The sequence below is a fragment of the Pseudomonas sp. B6002 genome (genome assembly GCF_013385985.1).
In the GTDB taxonomy this organism is placed as follows: domain Bacteria; phylum Pseudomonadota; class Gammaproteobacteria; order Pseudomonadales; family Pseudomonadaceae; genus Aquipseudomonas.
Genome location: NZ_JACAOY010000002.1, coordinates 291,152 through 311,303, shown reverse-complemented (window position 1 = coordinate 311,303; position 20,152 = coordinate 291,152). Strand labels below are relative to the sequence as shown.

The 20,152-nt window shown below is 60.1% G+C and carries 17 protein-coding genes; 4 read left to right on the top strand and 13 right to left on the bottom strand.

Translation table 11 applies throughout. The features are described from left to right. Positions 1-35 precede the first annotated feature (35 nt). The 3 genes from HX792_RS02570 to coxB form a co-directional block, all read right to left on the bottom strand. Positions 36-587, bottom strand: a complete 552-nt coding sequence (locus HX792_RS02570; RefSeq protein ID WP_176994625.1) for a cytochrome c oxidase assembly protein — start codon at positions 585-587, stop codon at positions 36-38. Positions 588-732: 145 nt separating this feature from the next. Further along, positions 733-2,316 carry a cytochrome c oxidase subunit I gene (gene ctaD, locus HX792_RS02565; RefSeq protein WP_017137901.1) on the bottom strand — a complete coding sequence of 528 codons (1,584 nt, stop codon included), beginning with the start codon at positions 2,314-2,316 and terminating at the stop codon, positions 733-735. Positions 2,317-2,374: 58 nt separating this feature from the next. After that, positions 2,375-3,502, bottom strand: a complete 1,128-nt coding sequence (gene coxB / locus HX792_RS02560; RefSeq protein ID WP_176994624.1) for a cytochrome c oxidase subunit II — start codon at positions 3,500-3,502, stop codon at positions 2,375-2,377. A gap of 369 nt (positions 3,503-3,871) precedes the next feature. Here coxB and HX792_RS02555 point away from each other — a divergent pair, with 369 nt between their 5' ends. Further along, entirely contained in the window at positions 3,872-4,519 is a 648-nt protein-coding gene (locus HX792_RS02555; protein ID WP_176994623.1) for a hypothetical protein, read from the top strand. 107 nt (positions 4,520-4,626) lie between these two features. On the opposite strand, the gene HX792_RS02550 is transcribed toward HX792_RS02555, so the two are convergent. From HX792_RS02550 to HX792_RS02525, 6 genes are all read right to left on the bottom strand, one after another. Next, positions 4,627-6,168: a SulP family inorganic anion transporter gene (locus HX792_RS02550; RefSeq protein ID WP_176994622.1), complete on the bottom strand. Its 1,542-nt coding sequence runs from the start codon at positions 6,166-6,168 to the stop codon at positions 4,627-4,629. Between the two features lie 85 nt (positions 6,169-6,253). Next, entirely contained in the window at positions 6,254-6,985 is a 732-nt protein-coding gene (locus HX792_RS02545) for a carbonic anhydrase (RefSeq protein ID WP_176994621.1), read from the bottom strand. A 233-nt stretch (positions 6,986-7,218) separates the two neighbouring features. Then, positions 7,219-8,277 (bottom strand): PA0069 family radical SAM protein, encoded by a 1,059-nt coding sequence (locus HX792_RS02540; protein WP_176994620.1) that lies wholly within the window; start codon positions 8,275-8,277, stop codon positions 7,219-7,221. A gap of 81 nt (positions 8,278-8,358) precedes the next feature. After that, positions 8,359-9,657 (bottom strand): cytochrome c, encoded by a 1,299-nt coding sequence (locus HX792_RS02535; protein ID WP_176994619.1) that lies wholly within the window; start codon positions 9,655-9,657, stop codon positions 8,359-8,361. A 12-nt stretch (positions 9,658-9,669) separates the two neighbouring features. Further along, positions 9,670-11,454, bottom strand: coding sequence for a GMC family oxidoreductase (locus tag HX792_RS02530; protein WP_176994618.1), 1,785 nt, complete (start codon positions 11,452-11,454; stop codon positions 9,670-9,672). Between the two features lie 2 nt (positions 11,455-11,456). Next, positions 11,457-12,209, bottom strand: a complete 753-nt coding sequence (locus HX792_RS02525) for a gluconate 2-dehydrogenase subunit 3 family protein (RefSeq protein ID WP_176994617.1) — start codon at positions 12,207-12,209, stop codon at positions 11,457-11,459. A 274-nt stretch (positions 12,210-12,483) separates the two neighbouring features. Here HX792_RS02525 and HX792_RS02520 point away from each other — a divergent pair, with 274 nt between their 5' ends. Continuing rightward, positions 12,484-13,131: a dual specificity protein phosphatase family protein gene (locus HX792_RS02520; RefSeq protein WP_176994616.1), complete on the top strand. Its 648-nt coding sequence runs from the start codon at positions 12,484-12,486 to the stop codon at positions 13,129-13,131. A 2-nt stretch (positions 13,132-13,133) separates the two neighbouring features. On the opposite strand, the gene HX792_RS02515 is transcribed toward HX792_RS02520, so the two are convergent. The 3 genes from HX792_RS02515 to prlC form a co-directional block, all read right to left on the bottom strand. After that, entirely contained in the window at positions 13,134-15,137 is a 2,004-nt protein-coding gene (locus HX792_RS02515; protein WP_176994615.1) for a M3 family metallopeptidase, read from the bottom strand. A gap of 126 nt (positions 15,138-15,263) precedes the next feature. Then, positions 15,264-15,539, bottom strand: coding sequence for a YheV family putative zinc ribbon protein (locus tag HX792_RS02510; protein WP_176994614.1), 276 nt, complete (start codon positions 15,537-15,539; stop codon positions 15,264-15,266). Next, complete coding sequence (gene prlC / locus HX792_RS02505) at positions 15,536-17,635, bottom strand: oligopeptidase A (protein WP_176994613.1); 2,100 nt, start codon at positions 17,633-17,635, stop codon at positions 15,536-15,538. The genes HX792_RS02510 and prlC overlap by 4 nt, the downstream gene beginning before the upstream one ends. Positions 17,636-17,689: 54 nt before the next feature. Here prlC and HX792_RS02500 point away from each other — a divergent pair, with 54 nt between their 5' ends. Both HX792_RS02500 and HX792_RS02495 read left to right on the top strand, forming a co-directional pair. Next, positions 17,690-18,232, top strand: a complete 543-nt coding sequence (locus tag HX792_RS02500; protein ID WP_065937880.1) for a gamma carbonic anhydrase family protein — start codon at positions 17,690-17,692, stop codon at positions 18,230-18,232. Further along, positions 18,229-18,879, top strand: coding sequence for an HAD family hydrolase (locus tag HX792_RS02495; protein WP_176994612.1), 651 nt, complete (start codon positions 18,229-18,231; stop codon positions 18,877-18,879). The genes HX792_RS02500 and HX792_RS02495 overlap by 4 nt, the downstream gene beginning before the upstream one ends. Before the next feature lie 104 nt (positions 18,880-18,983). On the opposite strand, the gene HX792_RS02490 is transcribed toward HX792_RS02495, so the two are convergent. Further along, entirely contained in the window at positions 18,984-20,027 is a 1,044-nt protein-coding gene (locus HX792_RS02490; RefSeq protein WP_176994611.1) for an aminopeptidase, read from the bottom strand. Positions 20,028-20,152 lie beyond the last annotated feature (125 nt).

Below are 20,152 nucleotides of genomic sequence, written 5' to 3'. Positions count from 1 at the left end.
GTATTCGCTCTCCTGATTGAGGGGGCAAACAGTAGCTAGCCCCCGGTGTGGACAGCCACCGGCGGTTGGCGCGCAGTGATATCGAACAGCGTGTACGCCAGGGTCAAATGCTTCACATCCTTGGGCATGTCACGATCGACAATGAAACGCACCGGCATTTCGATGCGCTGACCTGGCTGCAGCACTTGCTGGGTGAAGCAAAAACACTCGGTCTTGTGGAAATACATCGCCGCCTCGGCCGGGGAAATGCTCGGTACGGCCTGGGCGGTCATGGGTTTATCCGTCGGGTTGTAGGCCACGAACAGCATCTCGGTGACTGCCCCGGGGTTGACCACCACCTCATCGGCCTTGGAATGGAACTCCCAGACCATGTCGATGGCATTGGTGGACAAGAACTGCACCCGCACTTGGCGCGTGGGGTCCACCACCTGTTCGCCCTCGTACTGCCCGGCGGTCTTGCCGTTGATACCGAAGGCCTTGCACATCACGTCGTAGATCGGCACCAGGGCAAAGCCGAAGGCGAACATGGCCACCACCAGGATCAGCAGGCGGGTGACCAGCCGCCTGATCGGCACCGATTCAGCCATCACACACCCCCTCGCTGTTGATTTTCTGTGGGAGCTGGCTTGCCTGCGATAGCGGCCTTGCAGTCGAAAACATTGTCGACTGACACACCGCCATCGCAGGCAAGCCAGCTCCCACAGGAGACCGAGGTGACCCTAGACTGGGTGTTCATTTGACCTCCGGCGGAGTGGTGAAGGTGTGGTACGGCGCGGGCGAAGGAATGCTCCACTCCAGGCCTTCAGCTCCATCCCACGGTTTGGCCGGCGCAGGCGGGCCGCCACGGATGCACTTGATCACGATGAACAGGAAGAAGATCTGCGTGGCGCCGAACATGAACGCGCCGATGGACGAGACCATGTTGAAGTCGGCGAACTGCAGGTTGTAGTCCGGCACCCGGCGCGGCATACCGGCCAACCCCACAAAGTGCATCGGGAAGAACGCCATGTTCATGCCCACGAAGGACAGCCAGAAGTGCAGCTTGCCCAGGGTTTCGTCGTACATGTGGCCGGTCCATTTCGGCAGCCAGTAGTACGCCGAGGCGAAGATGCCGAAGATCGCGCCAGGCACCAGTACGTAATGGAAGTGCGCCACCACAAAGTAGGTGTCGTGGTACTGGAAGTCGGCAGGCGCAATCGCCAGCATCAGCCCGGAAAAGCCGCCGATGGTGAACAAAATCACGAAGGCCACGGCGAACAGCATTGGCGTCTCGAAGGTCAGCGAGCCTTGCCACATGGTGCTGACCCAGTTGAACACCTTCACTCCCGTGGGCACCGCGATCAGCAGGGTGGCGTACATGAAGAACAGCTCGCCCACCAGCGGGATGCCGACCACGAACATATGGTGCGCCCACACGATGAACGACAGGAACGCGATGCTCGCCGTGGCGTAGACCATCGAGGTGTAGCCGAACAGCGGCTTGCGCGAGAAGGTCGGAATGATCGAGCTGACGGCACCGAACGCCGGCAGGATCATGATGTACACCTCGGGGTGGCCGAAGAACCAGAACACGTGCTGGAACAGCACAGGGTCACCGCCACCGGCAGCACTGAAGAAACTGGTGCCGAAGTGGATGTCCATCAGCATCATGGTTACGCAACCCGCCAGCACCGGCATCACCGCGATCAGCAGGAAGGCGGTGATCAGCCAGGTCCACACAAACAGCGGCATTTTCATCAACGTCATGCCGGGCGCGCGCAGGTTGAGAATGGTGGCGACCACGTTGATCGCGCCCATGATCGAACTGATGCCCATCAGGTGGATGGCGAAAATGAAGAACGTCACGCTTTCCGGCGCGTAAGTGGTGGAGAGCGGGGCATAGAAGGTCCAGCCGAAATTCGGCCCGCCACCGGGGGTGAACAAGGTCGACACCAACAGCAGGAACGCGGCCGGCAACAGCCAGAAGCTGAAGTTGTTCATGCGCGGCAGGGCCATGTCCGGCGCGCCGATCATCAGCGGGATCATCCAGTTGGCCAGGCCGACGAACGCCGGCATTACCGCACCGAACACCATGATCAAGCCGTGCATGGTGGTCATCTGGTTGAAAAACGCCGGTTGCACGATCTGCAGGCCCGGCTGGAACAGTTCGGCACGAATCACCATGGCGAACGAGCCGCCGAGCAGGAACATGGTGAAGGCGAACCACAGGTACATCGTGCCGATGTCTTTATGGTTGGTGGTCAGCACCCAGCGCATCAAACCTTTGGCGGGGCCGTGGGCATGGTCGGCATGACCATGGTCGATCACAGTGCTCATGGCCGTTCTCCTGCAAGCGAGTGGGCGGGGCGGTTCAGGGCATACGCAGTGAGGGCTGTCATTTGCTTTCCGCCTGTTTCAGAGCCAGCACGTCTTTGGGCGTGACCATGTCGCCTTTGTTGTTGCCCCACGCGTTGCGTTCGTAGGTGACGACGGCGGCGATGTCCACTTCCGAGAGCTGCTTGCCAAACGCCGCCATGGCGGTGCCGGGCTTGCCGAAATACACGCGGTGCAGGTGGTCTTCCTTGGCGCCGGTAGCAATTGGTGAGCCTTTGAGCGCCGGGAACATCGGCGGCAGGCCCTGGCCTTCGGCCTGGTGACAGGCCACGCAGGTGGTGTGGTAGACCTTGTCGCCACGGGCCACCAGTTCTTCCAGCGTCCACTCTTTGGAGGTCAGTTCCTTGAGCTTGGCGGCTTCTTCCTTACGCTCGCCGAGCCAAGTGTCGTAGTCGGCCTTGGACTTGACCTCGACCACGATGGGCATAAAGCCGTGGTCCTTGCCACACAGCTCGGCGCACTGGCCACGGTAGATGCCGGGCTTCTCGATGCGCGTCCAGGCCTCGTTCACGAAACCAGGGATGGCATCGCGCTTGACCGCAAAGGCCGGCACCCACCAGGAGTGGATCACGTCGGCCGCCGTCACCAGGAAGCGCACTTTGGCGCCCACCGGCAGTACCAGTGGCTGGTCGACTTCGAGCAAGTAGTGCTCGCCCTTGGTGGCCTGGTTGTGGATCTGTTCGGCGGGGGTGGCCAGGTTGCTGAAGAACTCCACGTCCTGGCCCAGGTATTTGTAGTGCCACTTCCACTGATAGCCGGTGACCTGGATATCGATATCCGACTCACTGCTGTCGTAGATGTTGATCAGGGTCTTGGTCGCCGGAATGGCCATGGCCACCAGGATCAGCAGGGGCACCACGGTCCAGAGGATTTCCACGGTCGTGCTCTCGTGGAACTTGGCGGCCACCTGGCCCGTGGACCGACGGTGCAGGATCATCGACCAGAACATCGCGCCAAACACGACAATGCCGATCACCACACAGATCCAGAAAATGGTCATGTGCAGGTCAAACACGGCGTGGCTGACTTCAGTCGCCCCTGGCGCCATATTCGTTGTCCAGGCGGCTTGCGCCTGGCCGAATACTGACCACAACAGTAGGCCCATCCAAACGTGTGGATGTCGCGTCATTGCGGGTTCCCCTTTATGTTTCTTGTTATCCCGCCGGTTTGCACCTGCGGCGAAGGGAGCGGCTTCCATACTGCTTACAACCGCCTTGCCTTGCCTGCTTCATGCAGTTGGGCGTCATCAGCTAATTGCGTACAAATCCGAGTATAGACACGCCCTGCAACCCCGCAATGTGTAGGGGCAAATGAGCAAAAACAGACGGCCGGAGCCAATAAAACCGGGGGCGGAATCGTTTATCCGACGAACGATGGCAATTCGATATAACAGAGGCGCATAACCATGAAATAATTATGACAAATGCGTCTTAGGGGCTCGTATAAACGAGCTACCTTATCTTCTCCCTTTTCCTACGCCTGTTTCACTGGAGCCTTCATGAACACCGCCGCATTGCGCGAGCAGATTTCCCGTGCCCATCAACACGAAGCCAGCACTGGCCAGCTTGCCCAGCAACTGGAAACCCAATTGCCGCACCTGCATTCGGCCATCTCCTTGGCTGACGGTGATCGCAACATTGTCATGACCCGCTTTGTCACTGCCTACATCGACCTCGTCCCTGACTTGCTGGACGCCGCCAATGACGTGGCCCGCGAAGCCGGCATCGAAAGCCAGATCAAGCCGGTGCTGAAAATCGCCGAGCACTTCTTCCTGCAGCCGCCCGCAATCCTGGCCGGCCACGAAGGGCTCGACGGCCTGCTGGACGAGGCCTACCTGGCTCATCGTCTGGTGGAAGAGGTCAACGACCTGTACATCAAGCATTTCGGCCAGCCGTTGATTCCGGCGGACACCACGGTTGCCAACCTGATCGCGCACCAATTGATTGGCGAGCAGTTTGCCAATCAGCTGGATGAAGCGGTGCACCTGGCCGTGGATGAAATGTTGAACGAAGACAGCTTTGCGCTGGAGTCGGTCGAGGCCTACCGCGAAACCCTCGAGAGCCCGGATACGGAAGCGGCGTGGAAGCGCTGGCCGTGCCTGTCGCGCCAGCTAGGCGTTGAGTTGGCGCTGGATCAGCCGGCCTGACACATCCTTTGTAGGAGCCGGCTTGCCGGCGATAAGGGCCTTGAGATTTCGGTGATCTTTCGGGCCTCATCGCTGGCAAGCCAGCTCCTCCAAGGGGTTTGTGGTGGTCAGGCGGGCGCTGAGCCCAGGCCGGCCGTCGTCCGCTCACGGCCTTCCAGGCGTCGCTTCAAGCCGCGCGCCTCGATCACCAACGTCGAACCCTTCGCCGCATTGGCCCGGCCCCATTCCTCCAGCAACTCCAGGCAGGAATGGTCGATGTAACTCAGGTTGCTCAGTGGCACATGCACGGTCGTCCCGGCAGGCACCGACGCCAGCACCTGAGTCAACGCCGGCACTTTCAGAAAGGTCGCTGCACCGACCAAGCGCAACTCCATTTCGCCGTCCTGGGGCAGGTCGATCAAGCTGACTTTCAACCGCGAAGCCTTGAGGGCCAGCGTGACCAACGTCAACCCGAAGCCGATCAGTACACCCGTCAGCAAGTCGGTAAACACGATCGCCAGTGCCGTCGCCGAATAGGTCAGCATCGGCATCCGCCCATAGCGCCCCAGCGCCTTGAACGCCTTGAGGTCGACCAGCTTGATCCCGGTGTAAACCAGCACGCCCGCCAGGCTCGCCACCGGAATGCTCTGCAGCACGCTCGACAGCAACAGCACAAACGCCAGCAGCCAAAGACCGTGGAACATCGCCGACAGACGCGTCGTCGCCCCGGCTTGCACGTTGGCCGAACTGCGCACGATCACACCCGTCATCGGCAAGGCGCCGACCAGGCCGCAGAGCATGTTGCCTACACCTTGAGCGGATAATTCCTTGTCGAAATCAGAACGCTGACCGCTGTGCATACGGTCGACCGCAGCGGCGGACAGCAGAGTTTCAGCACTGGCGATAAACGCGACAGCAAAGGCGGCGATCAGCAGTTGTGGGTCCGCCAGGTTCAGGAGGTCACTGGGGCGCAGCCAGTCAATGGCGTCCGCGAGGTTTTCCGGAACCTCCACGCGCTTGACCTGCAAGGCCAGCACCAGGCTCACCACCGTGGTCAAACCAACACCCAACAAGGCTCCCGGTACGAAACGCAGGCTTTGCGGGCGTAATTTATCCCACAGGTACATCACCAGCATCGTCGACAACCCCAGCAGCCCCGCTTGCCAGCCAAGGCCGCCACCCAGCGTCGGAAGGGCTTCAGCCAGAGCCGCCGGGAACCCGGTCAGGTTATCCAACCCCGAAGGCTTGGGCGTGCCATCGAGCATCACGTGGATTTGCGAGAGCACGATCAGCACACCAATTCCCGCCAGCATCCCGTACACCACGGCGGGTGCCGTTACCCGGAACCAGCAACCCAGGCGCAGGCGCCCGGCGACCAATTGCAGGAAGCCCGCCAGCAACAGGATCGGCCCCAGCATCAGCATGCCGTGCTGACGCACCAGCTCGAACACCAGCACCGCCAACCCGGCGGCCGGGCCGCTGACCTGCAGGGGCGACCCCGCCAGCCAACCCACCACCAGGCCACCGATGATCCCAGTAATCAGGCCTTTGGCCGGCGGCATGCCGGACGCAATCGCAATGCCCATGCACAAGGGCAGGGCGACCAAAAACACAACCACAGAGGCGAGCAGCTCCCGCGGCAGTACAGCTTTCAATTGAGCAGCACGCATGATGACTCTCCCGAGGCATTCGCCGGGCGTGGCAACGCCTGGCTGCTCTATTGGCAGCCATCGCGTTACCCGGCAGGGAAGTGTTTTAGAAGCGCGCTTTAGGCGTCGCGCAAGGGATCGGCCCGTCGCCGCTCAACGAGCGGAAAGCCGACTGGTCGGCATCGTAGGCGCGGATCTCGCTGGTCTCGATGTTGTAGATCCAGCCGTGGATAAACAATTGACCATTGGCCATGCGCGAAGCCACGGAAGGGTGGGTGCGCAAATGTTGCAACTGGGCGATGACGTTTTCTTCAGTCAGCACCTTCATGCTCTCGCCTTCGTTGGCGCAGTCGCAGTTGTCCTCAACCATCGACCTGGCGACCTCGGCATGCCGCAGCCAGGCCCTGACCGTCGGCATCTTCTCCAGGCTGGCAGGGTTGAGTACCGCGCGCATGGCACCGCAGTCGGAGTGCCCACACACGATGATGTGCTGCACGCCCAAGGCGAGCACCGCGTACTCGATGGCAGTGGAAACACCGCCGTTCATCTGACCGTAGGGCGGCACCACGTTGCCGACGTTACGGGTTACAAACAGATCGCCTGGAGAGCTTTGGGTAATCAGCTCAGGGACGATGCGCGAGTCGGCGCACGTGATGAACATCGCCCGCGGGCTCTGAGCCGTGGCGAGTTTCTTGAACAGTTCTTCCTGTTGGGGGAAGACGTCGTGATGGAAATGCAAAAAGCCGTCAACGATATGCTTCAGCGCTGCATCGGCGGTTTCCGCCACCTGAGGGGCTGATGCCGACGCAGCCAACGGCTGTTTATCCTTGTCACTCATGATTCATCCTCTTGATTAAGGCAGGGGGAATATTCAGGCCAGTTCGACGCCGGCTCAGGGCAATAGTTGTGAAATGCCACAAAAGCCGGTTCGCGACCCATCAGTCACTCGTTGAACAAGGTAACCATCGAAACTTAATTCAAACTGAACAAACCGCTCTAGATCGCGGGTTTCAGTGATGTCAATGTGCGACCATTCCTACAATAAGAACGCTCTTATCCCTACTAGTCTACCTATAACAATGCCATCTGCCTGCCCGGCGGACAGAACGCTGTGCAATCCAGATTAAACCCCTCACGACGATTGAGCCCCAGGCGTTTGATCGCCTTGCTGAAGCGCTGGGCCAGCAAATCGGCAAACGGCCCCTCACCGCGCATGCGCACCCCAAAGCGGCTGTCATACACCTCGCCACCGCGCACTTGCCGCACCAGGCTCATCACATGGGCCGCTCGCTGCGGGTAATGTGCCGCCAGCCATTCCTCGAACAGCGGCGCCACCTCAAGGGGCAGGCGCAGCATCATGTAGGCCGCACTTTGTGCACCGGCTGCGTGGGCCTCCGTGAGCAGGCTTTCGAGCTCGCTGTCGTTGATCATGGGGATCATCGGCGAGCACAGCACACCCACCGGGATACCCGCCTCGCGCATCACGCGAATCGCCCGCAAACGCGCCTTGGGCGCCGCCGTGCGGGGCTCCAGGATGCGCTTGAGTTCGTCGTCCAGGCTGGTGAGGCTGATCATCACCGCCACCAGTCGCTGCCTGGCCAACTCAGTGAGCAAGTCGAGGTCACGCAGGATCAGCGAGCCCTTGGTGATGATCGTCACCGGGTGCCGGTAGCGCAGCAGCACTTCAAGGGTTTGCCGAGTGATCCTGTATTCGCGTTCGATGGGCTGATACGGGTCGGTATTGGAGCCCAGGTTGATCGGCGCACACACATAGCCCGGCTTCGACAGCTGCTGCTCCAGCACGTCAGCAGCGTTGCTCTTGGCGATCAACCTGGTCTCGAAATCCAGACCGGGAGACATGTCCCAATACGCATGGCTAGGCCGCGCGTAGCAGTAGATACAGCCATGCTCGCAACCCCGGTAAGGATTGATCGAGCGATCAAACGGCAGGTCCGGCGAGTTGTTGCGGGTGATGATGGTCTTGGCCGTTTCGATGCGCACTTCAGTGCCCTGGGTGGGTGGCACTTCCTGATACCAACCGTCGTCCTCAACCACGCTGACGGTGGGCGCGAAGCGGTTGTGCAGGTTGGTGGCAGTGCCCCGGCCACGGGGCGGCAACGGAGTAGACATGAAAACGCCTCGATACTGTTTTTATATACAGTATCGAGGCGCAAGGGTTCTGACCAGTGCCGTTTGGCGGTCAGGTACGCGTCAGTGTTTTTGCGTCACTTGGCCCAGGTCATCGCCCGAGGTGGTGCGCATGTCGTTCTTGCGCAGGTCCGCCACGTCGCTGGCCTTCACAGGTTCGCCCTTGTTACCCCAACTGCCACGCACGAAACTGACCACATCTGCCACTTCCTGGTCCGACAGGCGCCACGCAAACGCCGGCATGGTGAAGGTGGACGGCGCCGCGTGAGTGGCCGGCAAGGTGCCGCCGTTCAACACGATGTTGATCAAGGACGTGGCATCCGCCGTCTGCAACACGGGGTTACCCGCCAGTGCCGGAAACACGCGCGTGTAGCCGTGGCCGTCGGTGCGGTGGCAAGCCGCACAGTTGTCGATATACACCGAGGCGCCGGGCTTGCTGTCATCGCCTTTCCACAGCGCGTCAGCCACCTGCTTGTCGTACAGGTGCGGCTGATCTTTCGGGTCCACCGCCGGCAGGCTTTTGAGGTAACGAGCGATAGCGGTCAGGTCATTTTCCGACATGTACTGCATGCTGTGGACCACCACGTCGCTCATACCGCCAAACACCGCGCTGCGATCACTGCGGCCGGTCTTGAGGAATTGCACCAGTTGTTCCTCGCTCCAACTGCCGAGGCCGTCCTTGTGGTCACCGCGCAGGCTTTTGGCGATCCAGCCTTCCAGTGGCGCGCTGCCAGACAAGAACGCATTGCCGTCAGTGGCACTCAGGGCTTTCTCCTGCATGGTCAGGGCACGCGGCGTATGGCAGGCACCGCAGTGGCCCAGGCCTTCCACCAGGTAGGCGCCGCGGCTGATCACCGGGTCGGCAGCCGCCTGTGGCTGCGCCTCTGCAACCGCCGGCGCGAACATCCAGCGCCATGCCGCCAACGGCCAGCGCATGCTCAGGGGCCAAGGAATGTCGCTGTCCTTGTTCTCTTGGGCAACCGGTTCCACCCCCTTCATGAAATACGCATACAACGCCTGCATGTCGCTATCGCTGACGCGTGCGTAAGACGGGTAGGGCATCGCCGGGTAAAGGGTACTACCGCTCTTGGCGACGCCATGGCGCACGGCCTTGTCGAAGTCTTCGAAGCTATAGCCGCCCAGGCCGGTTTTGTCCGGGGTGATGTTGGTGGAATAGATCACGCCGATGGGCGTTTCCATCGGCAGGCCACCGGCGAAGGGTTTACCGCCCTTGGCGGTGTGGCAGGCCACGCAGTCACCGGCGCGGGCCAGGTATTCGCCCTGCTTGATCAGGTCGGTTTCAGCCGCGCTCACAGAACAGCTGCTGAACAGCGCCAGGGAGGCGATAACGAGTGCTTTCATGGTCATCGCTCCTTATGCCTGAACCAGTGGGCCGGGGTTCTTCAGATACTGCTCGCGGATCGCCCGCGCCGACCAATAGGCCAGCGCCGCCACCAGGCCGGTCGGGTTGTAGCCCAGGCCCTGTGGGAAAGCAGATGCGCCGGGCACAAATACGTTGTGCACATCCCAGCACTGCAGATAGCGGTTCAACGCGCTGGTTTTCGGGTCGGTGCCCATGATCGCGCCACCGTTGAGGTGGGTGGTCTGGTACGACGCGGTGTTGAAATGTTCCCCGACTTTCTTGCCCAGCAACGCAATGGCCTTGGGGTTCATCGCTTGCGCGACCTTGCCCATTTTCTCGACCATGAAGCGGTTCATCTTGATGTCGTTTTCCTGCCAGTCGAACGTCATCCGCAACAACGGCAGGCCATAGGCATCGCGATACACCGGGTCCAGATCCAGGTAGTTGCCCCGGTAGGATTGATGGGCTCCATGGGCGTCCATCGACACTTGGTGGGTGTAGTAATCGGCGGTAGCGCGCTTCCAGGCACTGCCCCAGGCCGGGGTGCCCGGGGGGTTGGAAGTACCGGCAATCGGACGGCTGCCCGCCTGGTTGACCCACATCGGCGAGCCGCCTACGAAACCATGCGGTCCGTGGTCGAAGTTGTCGGCGTTGAAGTCGTCAATGGCCACGCCATTACCACCCGCACCGATGAAGTTGTTGGTGTGGGTGTCCTTGTCGAAGAACGCCTTGATGGTGGCCATGTTCTGGTAGGCGAAATTCCTGCCTACCACGCCTTCATTGGTGATGGGGTCGTAAGGTTTGCCGATACCCGACAGCAGCATCAACCGCACGTTGTTGAACTGGAAAGACCCGAGGATCACCAGGTCGGCCGGCTGCTCGCATTCCCGGCCCTGGCCGTCGATGTAGGTCACGCCGGTGGCCTTGCCCTTGGTGCTGTCGAGGTTGACCTTGAGCACATGGGAATTGGGCCGCAGCTCGAAGTTCGGCACCTGGCGCAACGCTGGCAGGATGTTCACGTTCGGCGAGGCCTTGGAATACATGTAGCAAACGTAGCCGCTGCAGAACCCGCAAAAATTGCACGGGCCCATCTGCGCGCCGTAGGGATTGGTGTACGGCCCCGACGTATTGGCGGATGGCAGGTTGTAGGGTTTGTAGCCGACCTCGGTAGCGGCTTTCTGAAACAGCTGTGCAGAGACGGTGTTTTTCTGCGACTCCAACGGGAACGGGTTGGAACGATCCGGCGCATATGGGTTACCGCCACGGCCTTCACCCACCAACTGCCCCTTGACCGTCCACGCCTGGCCCGAGGTACCGAAGACTTTCTCCGCGTAGTCGAAAAACGGCTCCAGCTCTTCATAGCTGACGCCGAAGTCCTGGATGGTCATGTCCTTGGGAATGAAGTTTTTGCCGTAGCGCTCTTCGTAATGGCTGCGCATACGCAGCTCAATCGGGTCGACACGAAAGTGCACGCCCGACCAATGCAAACCTGCGCCCCCCACGCCATTGCCCGGCAGGAACGCGCCCAACTGACGGTTGGGCAGGGCGACGTCATTCACGCTATGGCGAATGGTCACCGTCTCTTTGGAAATGTCTTGGAAGAGTTTTTTACGCACGCTGTAGGTCAGTTCGTCGATGACCTGGGGATAGTTGCCGTCCGGGTAAGTGTCCTGCATCGGGCCGCGCTCCAGCGCTACCACGTTGAGGCCCGCTTCCGTCAGCTCCTTGGCCATGATCGCGCCGGTCCAGCCAAAGCCTACGATCACCGCGTCTACTTTCTTCATGATGGTCGCCACGTTTATGCCCTCTCGCCGCGAATGGAAACTGCCGGGAAGGGGTATTGCTCGTTGCGTTCAACCCAGTCCATGAAGTCGGCGCGGGCGCCGGGGAAACCGATCATGGTCCAGCCGACCATGCCTTTGTTGCCGCCGTGGATCGGGTCGCAAAAGAACCCTTCCTTGGTGTTTTGCAGCAACAGGTTAAAGAACATTTTCGGTGGCACCGCCTCGAAATGCGCGCTCACCTCACTGCCGCCCGCCTCCAAGCGACGCAACATATCGTCTCGGGTAGCGCTGTCTTGCGCAGCAAAAGCTTTCCCGTTGAATGCCTTCGACCACGCATCCGTGGCAGCGATACCCAGGCGATAGATTTCCTTGGGCACCAGTTTGGACTGCCAACCCATCTCTGGCGCGGCGTCGGCGTTGAACGGGCCTTGCATGAACCACAGTGCGCCACTGGCGTAAGGCGTGTTCATCTGGCGATCGATGTATTCCGGCGCACCGGCTTCCAGTGCACCCGGGCCCTGGTCATCCGCAGGAATCAGCTGCGCGACGGCAGCGTTGATGAAGGCCCACTCTTCGGCCGTGAAGTAGGTCGGCTCATAGGGCTTTTCGCTGGCGGGTGGTTTGGCGGGAGCGGCCTGGGCCGGCTCCGGTGTCGCCATCAGCATCGAGCCACCGAGGCCGGTGCTGGCAACCGTGACCACCGGGATCAAGGTCAAGGATTTGCGCAAAAAGTCACGCCGGGGGTTGTCTTGATCTTGATCAGACATGGGTGCACCTCATCATGTGGTCACGGGTTTATCAGCCGCTTCTGAGAGCAGCGTGAAGGCTTGCCAAGGCATGGGATCCAAGGGGATAGAACACACTGGCAATCAATAGTTACAAATGATAGCAGGCTAAGCATCGTAGAGAATCGATTCAGCGGCGAAAACAACGGATTAGATCCCCCTGTTCACGATTCTTTGACGCACACCTCACACCCCATTCACCCCGCAAAGACCACTCTGGGCGCCATCAACACACTCTTATCTGGTCATGTCGCGCATGTTCACTCTCCGATTGCTGCCTGCTCTCAGCCTGGCGTTTCTCGCACTGTTTATCGGCACCTGCGCCCAAGCCGACGATGCCACGTCTATTCGCCCGCCCGAATGGGCCCAGCCCGTGGGCAACCAATTCAACCTGCACCAGATGACGCCAACGCTGTATCGCAGTGCCCTGCCAGACAGCAACGCGCTGCCTGTGCTGGAACAAATGAAGATCGGTACAGTGATCAACTTCCTGCCGGAATCTGATGCACCTTGGCTGAAGTCCTCTGATATCAAACAGGTGCAGTTGTCTTATCGCACCAACCATGTCGACGATTCCGACGTGCTCGCGGCGCTCAGGGCGATTCAGGAAGCCGAAGCCAACGGCCCGGTGTTGATGCATTGCAAACACGGCTCTGACCGCACCGGCCTGATGGCCGCGATGTACCGCGTGGTGGTGCAAGGCTGGAGCAAGGAAGATGCGCTGAACGAGATGACCCAAGGCGGCTTCGGCAGCAGCAACGGCTTCAAGGACGGTGTTCGCTACATGATGAAGGCGGACATCGCCAAGCTACGCACGGCACTGCAGAACGGGGAGTGCAGCACCAGCGCCTTTGCCCTGTGTTCAATGAAAAGCTGGATGAACACGGCCAATTCCGACACCTGATTTCAAGGCGCGCTCGCCGAGGGCTCCCCTGAAAACAAGTGAACCGACTCAAGTAACGAACGAGAGTGGCCAGGAGCGAGCACCTGCTCGCGAAACGCTCGACCCGTCGCGGCATTGAAAACACCTTCGCGCTCAAATCTTTTGAAGGCTTTATGCGCCAGCACATCAGACCATTGGTAGGCATAAAACCTACCTTCATATCCCGATACTAAATGGCTGAAACCATTGACATAACGCACAGTGTCCAGCGCCGGCAGGTGACCGACTTCACGATTGGCACTCGCAAATACGTGTTCAATGGTACGTCCATCGCCCTGTGAGCCGTGTACTTCGATATCAAACAATGCCAGCGTCAACGACTCTGCCCGCTCCCAGGAAGACTGGGTATCGGCATACAGGGCTTGTTGCCGAGCCATCGCCATGGGCAAAGACACCCCCGTTTTGAAATGGCTGGAAAGCCATACGAGACAATCCGGCGAATCACACCAGCGCTCAAAGAACTGGCCGAAAAATTCCGCGCTGTCCATACCTGAGTCATCGGTGCCCATTTTGGTGCGGAAACCGACGCCCACCAATACTTGCTGCAAGCAATGACCGAACTCATGAAAAAGGATCTTGAGTTGCCGATGCCCGAGCAGACTCGGCTCATCGGGGGTACCTTCAAACCGAGTGAACAGCACAGCCATCGGTTGCACCCTGCGACTTTCAGCCGTGGTCCAGCGGTTTCTCAACGATATTGCGTAGGGATAATCCCCGTCATTTTGTCGATACGGCACAAAAAAGATCTGCCCCAGCACTTCACCATGCTCTGTTACCTGAAAGAGCCGGACCCCGGGCGCCCAAGTGTCGAAGCCATAAAGCTCGCTGATTTCGATGCCAAACAGCTGCTGCATAAGCGCAAACAACCGATACAAGGTGTTGTCGAGTGGAAAATAGACGCGCAGTTCGTCTTCGCGAACCCCGCTGGTTCGTTGCCGAATGATTTGCGCCAGGAAGGCGAAATCCCAGGGTTGCAGGCTTTCCAATCCAAGCTCATGACCCAGCGTCTCAAGCACCTGTTTGTCATGTGCAAAGACCGCGCGTGATGACGTAATTTGGTCACGAATAAAATCCAGGACTTGATCCCCGTTCTCCAACATTTGAGGCTCGAGTGCCAACTGAACAAAATTGGCGTAACCCAGTAGCGTGGCTTTCTGATGACGGCTGACCCTCAGCATTTGCCACAAGGGGCCATTGTCGAACTGCCCAGCATGCGGGCCCAGATCAGAAGCACGCGTGTTGTAGGCAACGAAAATCTCCTCTCGCAATGTTCGATCCTGCGCATAAGCCATGCATTCCCGGTAAATCTCTTCATTCAGGGTTATAAGCCAACCCTGCAAGTTAGCCGCTCGCGCCTTCTGTGCCATCCGTGCTTTGAGGGCAGGAGTGAGCCCCTGCAATCGCGATTCATCGCTGATGTGTTTGCGCCACGCATTGTTAGCCTGTTCCAGTCGGGTCAGGAACAATTGCTGGAGACCGGCAATTTCATGGTCGAGCGTCACCCGTTTTTTCTGCACAGCCGGTTCCAGCTCAATGCCGGCCAGCCGAAATTTTTTCAGCGTGCGCTTCAGCAAACTCTGGCGGGATGCATCAAACAGCGCCGCAGGTGAACTCGCGGCCAAGGCTTTGTAGCAGTCGTACAGCCCTTGATTACCCGTTAGCTCTTGGGTGAACGCTGAGGCCCGAAAAGTGGCTTGCGCACTGGCCTCCAACCACTTTAGGTCGGTATGGGTGCTGTCGAGGATGTAAATCACCGTTAACACCTCGTCAATGCGGGAGGTAACGGCTTCCATCGCCAACATCAAATCATCCCAGTTTGGGTGGTGTTGCTGGCTGGCAATGATGCGGGCTACTTCGGCGCGACTGCACAGCACAATTGCGTCGATGGCAGGCACAAGGTGCTCGGCACGGATGGCCGAGAAAGGCGGCAGGTGATAGTCCTGTAACAGGGGGTTGGGGTCCGGCATGGTGCTTCCTTGATAACCGCAAACGGGAGCAGCCATCCTGGAACACGCGACAGAATCGAGGGGAGTAGATGCTTAATGCTCTTCGCCCTGAAACCTGTGTTTCAGGGCAAAAAAACATCAAATCAGTCAGTTTTTTTTCAGCTTCGGATTGGGGAAAAACTGCACCGCCTGCACCTTCGGGTCCGCCGGCGCTTTCAACGCCGACGTATTCACCCGCGTGCCCAATTCCTTGGGCACCGACAAGCCCTGGTCATTCAGCGTGTCGGTATAACCGCAGGCCACGCACTCGCGGTGCGGCACGTTGTCCTCGGTCCACATTTTCAACTTGTCCGGTTCGCTGCACGCCGGGCAGACCGCCCCGGCGATAAATTGTTTCTTGGTAATCACAGGCCCTTCACTCATGCTGCCGCGTCCTCACTCAGGCCGCTGTGGCGCAAGAGTGCGTCAATCGACGGCGCGCGTCCGCGGAAATCGACGAACAGCACCATCGGCGCCTGGGAACCGCCACGGGCCAGGATCGCTTCGCGGAAGGCACGGCCGGTGTCGGGGTTGAGCACGCCGTCTTCTTCGAACTTGGAGAAGGCATCGGCCGACAGCACTTCCGCCCACTTATAGCTGTAGTAACCCGCCGCGTAACCACCCGCGAAGATATGCGCAAAGCTGTTGGGGAAGCGGTTGTAGGCCGGCGGACGCATTACCGACACCTCATCACGCACACCCTCCAGCACCTGGGCAACACTGCGGCCGTCGCCGTGAGTGGCGTGCAGCTCGAAGTCGAACAGCGAGAACTCCAACTGGCGCACCATCATCAGGCCAGATTGGAAATTCTTGGCCGCGAGCATTTTTTCCAGCAGGTCTTGTGGCAGTGGTTCGCCACTTTCGTAGTGGCCGGAGATCAGCGCCAGGCCTTCAGGCTCCCAGCACCAGTTCTCCATGAACTGGCTCGGCAACTCCACCGCATCCCAAGCCACGCCGTTGATGCCGGATACGCCGGCGTGTTCAACGCGGGTCAGCAAGTGATGCAGGCCGTGACCGAACTCATGGAACAGCGTGGTCACTTCATCGTGGGTCAGCAGGGCAGGCTTGCCGCTGTCGGCCGGGGTGAAGTTGCACACCAGGTTGGCCACCGGGCTTTGCAGTACGCCGTCGATCGTGCGGCGACGGTCACGCGCGCCGTCCATCCACGCGCCGCCACGCTTGTTGGCGCGGGCGTACAGGTCGAAGAAGAAGCGGCCCACGTGCTGGCCGTTTTCCTTGATTTCAAACAGGCGGACGTCCGGGTGCCAGGTGTCGAAGCCTTTTTGCTCGGCGATCTCGATGCTGTACAGGCGTTGCACAATGGCAAACAGGCCGCCCAGTACTTTGTCGATGGGGAAGTAGGCACGCAGGGCTTCCTGGGACACGCTGTAGCGCTGCTCGCGCAGTTTTTCGCCGTAGAAACCGCTGTCCCAGCTTTGCAGGTCGGCGCAGCCTTGTTCTGCGGCGTAAGCCTTGAGCTGTTGCAGGTCTTGAGCGGCAAACGGCTTGCTGCGCTTGGCCAGGTCGCGCAGGAAGCTCAGCACCTGGTCGCTGGACTCGGCCATCTTGGTGGCCAGGCTCAGCTCGGAGAAGGACGCGTAGCCCAGCAACTGAGCCAGTTCCTGGCGCAGGTCGAGGATCTGCTCCATCACCGGGCCGTTATCGTTCTGACCGGCATTCGGGCCTTGGTCCGACGCACGGGTGCAGTAGGCTGCGTAAACTTCCTCACGCAGTGCGCGGTCCTGGGCGTAGGTCATCACCGCGTAATAGCTCGGGAACTCCAGGGTGATCAGCCAGCCGTCGAGGCCCTTGGCCTGGGCAGCGGCGGCCATCTGCGCCTTGGCCGAGTCGGTCAGGCCGGCGAGGATGGCTTCATCGGTAACGTGTTTGGTCCAGGCCTGGGTGGCATCCAGCAACTGGTTGGAGAACTTGCTGCCCAGCTCAGACAGTTTGCTCTGCACTTCGGCGTAGCGTTTTTGCTGCTCGGGCGGCAAATCGATACCCGACAGGCGGAAGTCACGCAGGGAGTGTTCCAGGATGGTTTTCTGCGCCACGTCGAAACCGGCGGCTTCCGGGCTGTTGGCCAGAGCTTCGAAGGCCTGGAACAGCGCGCGGTTCTGGCCCATCTCGGTGGAGTAGGCGCTCAACGCCGGCAGGCAGCTTTCGTACGCTTCACGCAGTTCGGCGCTGTTGCACACGGCGTTGAGGTGGCTGACCGGGCTCCAGGCAGCGCCCAGGCGATCATTCAACTCGTCCATGGCCAGCACCAGGCCAGCCCACGTAGGGTTTTTGCCCTGGCTTTGCAGGATGCCTTCGATGGCGACGCGGTTGTCGGCGAGGATCTGTTCGATGGCCGGCTGGACGTGCTCGGCACGGATCGCCGAGAACGGCGGCAGGTCGTAGGACTGCAGAAGTGGGTTGTTCGCGCTCACGGTGGGTACCTTGGCTGAAGAAACATGTAAGAACAAAGATGGGGCCATCTTAATTACAATCAATGCCCACCGCAGCTATCAGCAGAAGAGAGAGAAGCTATCGTGACCCTTCGCACCTATCAGAACCACACGCCAACCCTGGGCACCGGGGCTTTTGTCGATATTTCGGCGGTGGTGATCGGCGATGTCGAAATCGGCACCGACAGCTCGGTCTGGCCACTCACGGTGATCCGTGGCGACATGCACCGCATCCGCATCGGTGCCCGCACCAGCGTGCAGGACGGCTGCGTGCTGCACATCACCCATGCCGGCCCGTTCAACCCCGACGGCTTCCCGCTGCTGATCGGCGACGACGTGACCATCGCCCACAAGGTCATGCTGCATGGCTGCACCGTCGGCAATCGCATTTTGATCGGCATGGGCAGCATCGTGATGGACGGCGCCGTGGTCGAGGATGACGTGATCATCGGCGCCGGCAGCCTGGTGCCACCGGGCAAGAAACTCGACAGCGGCTTTTTGTACGTGGGCAGCCCGGTTAAACAAATCCGCCCGCTGACTGACAAGGAGCGTGCCTTTTTCACCTACAGCGCGGCGAACTACGTGAAGCTCAAAGACCTGCACCTGGCCGAAGGATTCGATCAATGACCCTGAATTACCCCACCGTGCTGTTCGACCTGGATGGCACCCTCACCGACCCGCGCGAAGGGATCACCCGTTCGATCCAGTACGCCCTCGGCAAGCTGGGCATCGACGAGCCGGACCTGACGAAGCTGGAACACTTCATCGGGCCGCCGCTGCTGCAAGCCTTCATGCAGTTCTACGGCTTCGATGAGGCCAAGGCGTGGGAGGCGGTGAATTTTTATCGCGAGCGCTTCAAGGTCACCGGCCTGTATGAGAACCGCGTGTTCGAGGGCGTGATGCCGTTACTGGAAGACCTGAGCAGCCAAGGCCGCCAGCTCTACGTGGCCACCTCCAAGCCCTGGGTGTTCGCCCGCGAAATCGCCCGGCACTTTGATTTCGCCAAGTATTTCAAGGTGATCTACGGCAGCGAGCTGGATGGCACGCGTACCAACAAGGTTGAGCTGATCGCGCATTTGGTCAGCGAGGAAGGCCTCGACCCGGCCACCACCTTGATGATTGGTGACCGCAAGCACGACTTGATCGGCGCGCGCAGCAATGGCCTGGATTCGGCGGCGGTGGGGTATGGGTTTGGCAGCTTTGAGGAGTTGAATGCCGAGGCGCCGACTTGGCATTTTGAGACGTTGGCGCAGATGCATCAGGCGTTTTTGTAGCGGCCTTGAGATTGCCATCGCAGGCAAGCCAGCTCCCACAGTTGACCCCATTTCAAATGTGGAACCCGGTCAAATGTGGGAGCTGGCTTGCCTGCGATGAGGCCCTAAGGCCCTCCACCCTCCAACTGTTTCAACGCCGCCTTACGCTGCGCCACCGGCAACCCACCCATCTGCTCCACCGCCGCAAAAAACCGCACCCAATCCCCATCCACCTGCCGAAACAACGCCGCAAACGCCGGCACCCACTGGTCATACAACCCGAACGGCAACAGCCGCGCATTGTTCATCGGCTGGTTAATCCACACGTCATAGCGTTTATCCCCGGCCCACTGGTTGTCGCGCATCTGCCGGTAATCACGGCGCAAGCGCTCGAACTCTGCGGCCTTGGCCTGGCGCATCAAATCGGCGGCCAACGGCTGGGCATACAGCGTTTCCAGGCGCTTGCGGGTGTCGAGCACCAGCCGGATAAACTGGTCGCGCTGCTTCAATGCCGCGTCGCTGAGCGGCGCCAAGCCGCGTGCCGCACGCCATTGGCGGGTGCCTTCCTGCTCGACGAAGTTGGCGTAGGACTCGTTGAACTCGGTGTCGTCCTTCACATAAAAACGCTGGTGCGCCAACTCATGGAAGATCAGCGTGGCCAGGCGCTCATCGCCCCAGTTCATCATCGAACTCATGATCGGGTCGTTGAACCAACCCAAGGTCGAATAAGCCTCCACCCCGCCAATCGACACGTCCATGCCCCGTTGCTGCAACAGCGCCGCCTCGCCACGCGCCGCGCCCTGGTTGTAATAACCGCGATAGGCCACGCAACCGGCAATGGGGAAGCAATGGGTTTCAGGTGAAAGGGAAAACTCCTGCGTGGCGAAGACATTCCAGACCACGTAAGGCCGGCCAATGTCGGCGTACAACCTGTAACTCTGGTTGTCGGGCAAATGCAGGTGTTCGCTGGCAAAGGCGCGCGCTTTCTGCGATTGCACCAGGTGCTCACGCAACGCCTGGGGGCGGGAAGGGTCGGCGATCACGTCGGCAACCGGCTCACGCGCACGCAGCAACTGCCATTGGCCGCTGGCCAACTGGCTGTAATAACTGACGCTGGAACAGCCGCTGAGCAGCACCGCCAGCAACCCTGGAAGAAAACGCCTGACCATGCCCTGAGCACTCCTGGGTTATTGGCTCGCCAGACTATCCTGCCTGCACGGAATTTTTCCATGGCGTGGCGTGTTTATACTCACAGGGAGTCTGCTGCCATCCGCGCCAGACTCAATTCTTTCCA